Here is a 4,342-nt window from a genome sequence, read left to right as displayed (position 1 = left end):
AATCAGAAGGCCTGATCCAAATGAGCGATCCGTCGCAACTGTTGCCGATCATCAACGCCGTTTTGGACAACAGCCAACAATCCGTTGACGACTTCAAAGCCGGAAAAGACCGCGCCAAAGGCTTCCTTGTGGGCCAAATCATGAAACAAACCAAAGGCCAAGCCAACCCAGGCATGGTCAACCAACTACTAGCGCAGGAGTTAGAAAAAAGATAGGATACGATGAATTGCGGGTAGGGGGCGAGCACTAACGAAATTTAGGAACAACCAGCCCGGTTTTGGCTGGATGGGCCTAAATAGCGTTAGGCGGAACCCCCTGCAATTCAGAGTTCGACTAATAGGATGTGACAATTCGCGTCTGCGTTGAACACATTCCAGCCAACTTCCTTCTGGAGGTTGGCTTTTTTTCACTCACAATCAAAATGAAGCTCGCCGGGAAATCGGCAAGAAATATGCTTCGAATTCCCGGCGAGACAGCGTTCACCGATAAATCAACAAGAAAAATGCCCAGTATTCCCGATGAGGCCAGCCTCACCGGGAAATCGACATGCAAAATACCCGCAATTCCCGATGAAGCCAGTCTCGCCGGGAATACGATCCTTTGTATCTGCTTAATCTTCTGCGAAAAGTTCCCGGTTCTGCGCAAAACACAATATAGGCTTTTTTCTGAATAAATTAATTCTCAAAAAAAATCACAACAAATCTATCTTTTTCCAGTTCAGCAATTAGTATTCTTATGATTTTGGTGATATAATCATTAATTGAGTGGTTTGACAAAGGAAAGATGAATTGTGACCTACATAACAGATGAGCCTAGAAAGATGAGGAAAAGAATGAGAGCAAGAGTAATTTACAATCCTACTTCCGGAAGAGAAATGCTGAAAAAAAGCATGATTGACATCCTTCAAATATTGGAAGAAGCAGGCTATGAGGCCAGTGCTTATGCCACGACACCAGAACCCCTATCCGCAACGAAAGAAGCGGAACGTGCCGCTTTGGCCGGATTCGACCTGATCGTTGCAGCAGGCGGAGACGGTACCGTAAACGAAGTCGTCAACGGCATCGCCGGATTGGACCACAGACCGACAGTCGGCATCATACCTGCAGGGACCACAAATGACTATGCCCGTGCTTTGAAGATTCCACGCTCGAACCTATTGGATGCAGCCCGCATCATCGCTGACGGAAATGTCATTCCGATGGACATCGGTCAATCCAATGGCACTTATTTCATTAACATCGCAGCAGGCGGCTATCTGACGGACCTGACTTACGACGTGCCTGCAAAACTGAAGACCATTTTCGGATACCTTGCCTATCTGGTAAAAGGCGCCGAAAAAATCCCGCAGCTCAAACCAATGCACATGCGCATCGAGTATGAAGACGGAGTCTACGACGGCATGGCTTCCATGTTCTTCGTGGCCTTGACCAACTCGGTCGGCGGCTTTGAGACGATCGATCCGAACATCGTTTTGGGGGATGGCAAGTTCACGCTGTTTGTCGTGAAGACAGCGAACATTTTCGAAATCCTGCAACTGTTGGCCCAGGTTTTGAACGGGGGCAGACATCTCGAAAACTCGAACGTCCTTTACACACATACCAGCTTTGTGAGAGCGGAATCCATGGATGGTTCACGTTTGATGATCAACTTGGATGGGGAGTACGGCGGGGATGCACCGACTACATTTACGAACCACCAGCAGCACATCAAAATCATCGGGAATACTTCTGATTACGCTGATCCAATCGAAGAAGTCGATGAAGGCATTCTGGAAGGCGCCGGCACAGGCTTCATGAAGGAAGTTGAAACCCTGCACCCGGATGAAGTGAACGACAAACGGTTGCCTTACGACGGCAAGAACTAACAAATGAAAATAGAAAGAATGCCCGGTCTCTCGGTGTTTTGACGAGAGCTATCGGGCATTTTTTGCTATACTGGAAAAAAGAAGCTTTCACACAAAAGGGGACCTGCCGTATGCCGAAAAAACAGAAGAGATATTTGTCCTTGTTATTGTTGAGCGCACTGCTGATGCTGTTTGCAGCCTGCGGGAAAGAAGTGAATTCTTCCATCGTCACCATCAACAATGAAACGGAATACGAAGGAGTGGTCGCGCGGGATGTGGCCTACCTCTATTTCGGCTTCGACGATTGCCCCTACTGCAAGGAGTTCCGTCCGATACTGGAAGAGGAATTGGCCGAAACAGGGCAGACCGCTTATTATTACAATACGAAAAAGCGTATCAATGATGCCAACTATGATGAGGTGCTGGATACCTACGGCGTCGAGTTCGTTCCGCTCTTGATCAGGCTGGAGGATGGGAAAGCGGTCGGGTCCGTCAATCTGGACACCGTTGCAGACCTGCCGGCATTATTGGCGGCAGAATAACAGGCGAGAGTAGACTTGACTACAAGTTGCTCGATCTTGTCCGATAACCACAAAGAATCGGACAACCAAGAAGCAAGAATGCCCGAGAATGTCCGATAACCACAAAGAATCGGACAACCAGCAAGCGAGACCGCCTGAACTTGTCCGATAACCGTAAAGAATCGGACATCCGGCAAGCGATTCCGGCTGAGAATGTCTGATAACCGCAAAGAATCGGACACCTGGCAAGCGATTCAGCCAGATTTTGTCCGATAACCGCAAAGAATGGGCTGCTCCCAAACCGGGGCAGCCCATTCGTATTATTTCCACACTAATTGCCAAGTAACTCCGAATTGGTCGGTCACCCAAGCTACCGCACGCAATTCTCCGACTGCTTCAGGGCCCATCATCACAACGCCATCCGCGGATAAGGAATCAAAGTAGTTATCGAAGCTGGATTCATCTTCGCAGTCCACGTAGAGGGAAACGGCCCAAGTCATTTCCGGCAAAAAATCTTCTTCCATATCCATCGCCATAAAATCCTGTCCATTCAAAACAAACTGTTCATTGATCACGCGACCGCCTTCCCCGTGTTCGTCCTCATCGATCTTGGTGAGGGAGGTCACACTGGAATTCGGAAAAATGGAAACATAAAAGTGCATCGCTGCTTCTGCAGTCCCCGGTAACGTCAAAAAGGGAATAATCCGTTGTCCGCTCATTTTGTCATCCTCGCTTTCTTCCTATACCTGTCAGTAACTGGTCTATATACTTCTATTATACTGAACGCGAGCGAAACTTCCTATTGATAAGACGCGCTGCATCAGGCGATATTATGAGAAAGTACTTATTTTTTCCAAACAAATGGGCTTGCTGTATCGGGTAGCCTTCTTTTTTGGTATAATGAATCCGAATGAAAAATTATGAACTGAGGAGTACACATGAAAAAACAATATACGGTAGCACCGGTAATAAAAAATGAGAAGATGACTGTAACATTTGAGGACTTAACGTCAGAAGGTATGGGTGTCGCAAAAGTTGAGGGTTATCCATTATTTGTAGCGGATGGACTACCGGGCGAAAGGGCCACCATCAAAGTGACGAAAGTCGGCAAATCTTTTGGATTCGCCCGCATTGAGGAAAGACTGAGCAGTTCTCCTGACCGTATTCCGACACGTGATGTTAAAGGAACACGCGTTGGTACGATGCCATTGCAGAACTTGCGTTACTCTGCCCAATTGGCATTCAAAAAGAACAACGTCGAGCAAGTGATGAAACGCATTGCCAAAATGCCTGAAGTCGAAGTCAAACCGACAATCGGAATGGAAAATCCATGGGGATACCGCAATAAAGCACAGATCCCAGTACGTCAAAAAGACGGAAAATTGGTTACCGGATTCTTCCGCACCAACACACATGAATTGATCCCGATGGAAAACTTCCAGATCCAGGATCCAAAAATCGATGAAGCCATCGTAAAAGTCCGTGACATTCTGCAAGAATTCAACGTGAAAGCATACGACGAGAAGAAACATACCGGAAATATCCGTCACATTATGATCCGCCGCGGTTATTACACAGGCGAAATGATGGTTGTCTTGGTGACGCGTACGGCGAAATTGTTCCCGCAAAGCAAAATCATTCCGGCTATCTTGGAAGCTTTACCGGAAGTGGTCAGCATCGTCCAAAACGTGAACCCGAAACAAAACAATGTTATCCTGGGTGACGAAACCATCGTCCTGCACGGTGAAGATGTGTATCACGACAAACTGATGGGCCATACATTTGCTATCTCTTCCCGCTCATTCTATCAAGTGAACCCGATCCAAACGGAAAAACTTTATAAATTGGCGATTGAAGCTGCACAATTGACTGGCGAAGAAACCGTAATCGATGCCTATTGTGGAATCGGAACGATTTCCTTGTCATTGGCTGAAAAAGCGAAACACGTGTATGCGATGGAAGTTGTTCCCGATGCCGT

At 47.2% G+C, this 4,342-nt stretch carries 4 protein-coding genes and 1 pseudogene; 4 read left to right on the top strand and 1 reads right to left on the bottom strand.

Annotated features, from left to right (window positions below; translation table 11 throughout):
• From WBV27_RS06835 to WBV27_RS06825, 3 genes and pseudogenes are all read left to right on the top strand, one after another.
• Positions 1-215: pseudogene (locus tag WBV27_RS06835) on the top strand (Asp-tRNA(Asn)/Glu-tRNA(Gln) amidotransferase subunit GatB); the annotation flags it as partial.
• Positions 216-832: 617 nt separating this feature from the next.
• The gene (locus WBV27_RS06830) at positions 833-1,864 is read left to right on the top strand and encodes a diacylglycerol kinase (protein WP_424200585.1); all 1,032 of its coding nucleotides are present in this window, start codon (positions 833-835) and stop codon (positions 1,862-1,864) included.
• Positions 1,865-1,974: 110 nt separating this feature from the next.
• Positions 1,975-2,385, top strand: a complete 411-nt coding sequence (locus WBV27_RS06825; protein WP_424200583.1) for a thioredoxin family protein — start codon at positions 1,975-1,977, stop codon at positions 2,383-2,385.
• 299 nt (positions 2,386-2,684) lie between these two features.
• Here WBV27_RS06825 and WBV27_RS06820 read toward each other — a convergent pair whose 3' ends face one another.
• Complete coding sequence (locus tag WBV27_RS06820; protein WP_424200581.1) at positions 2,685-3,083, bottom strand: VOC family protein; 399 nt, start codon at positions 3,081-3,083, stop codon at positions 2,685-2,687.
• A gap of 219 nt (positions 3,084-3,302) precedes the next feature.
• Between WBV27_RS06820 and rlmD the strand changes: the two genes are divergently transcribed.
• The coding region (rlmD, locus tag WBV27_RS06815; RefSeq protein ID WP_424200579.1) for a 23S rRNA (uracil(1939)-C(5))-methyltransferase RlmD at positions 3,303-4,342 on the top strand (1,040 nt) is incomplete at its 3' end.

The sequence above is a fragment of the Trichococcus sp. genome (assembly GCF_049589555.1).
GTDB lineage: Bacteria > Bacillota > Bacilli > Lactobacillales > Aerococcaceae > Trichococcus.
This window is presented reverse-complemented; position numbering and strand designations above follow the sequence as displayed.

Coding starts and splice junctions, on each gene's coding strand:
- WBV27_RS06830 (WP_424200585.1), top strand. CDS start 833: ATGAGAGCAAGAGTAATTTACAATCCTACTTCCGGAAGAGAAATGCTG.
- WBV27_RS06825 (WP_424200583.1), top strand. CDS start 1,975: ATGCCGAAAAAACAGAAGAGATATTTGTCCTTGTTATTGTTGAGCGCA.
- WBV27_RS06820 (WP_424200581.1), bottom strand. CDS start 3,083: ATGAGCGGACAACGGATTATTCCCTTTTTGACGTTACCGGGGACTGCA.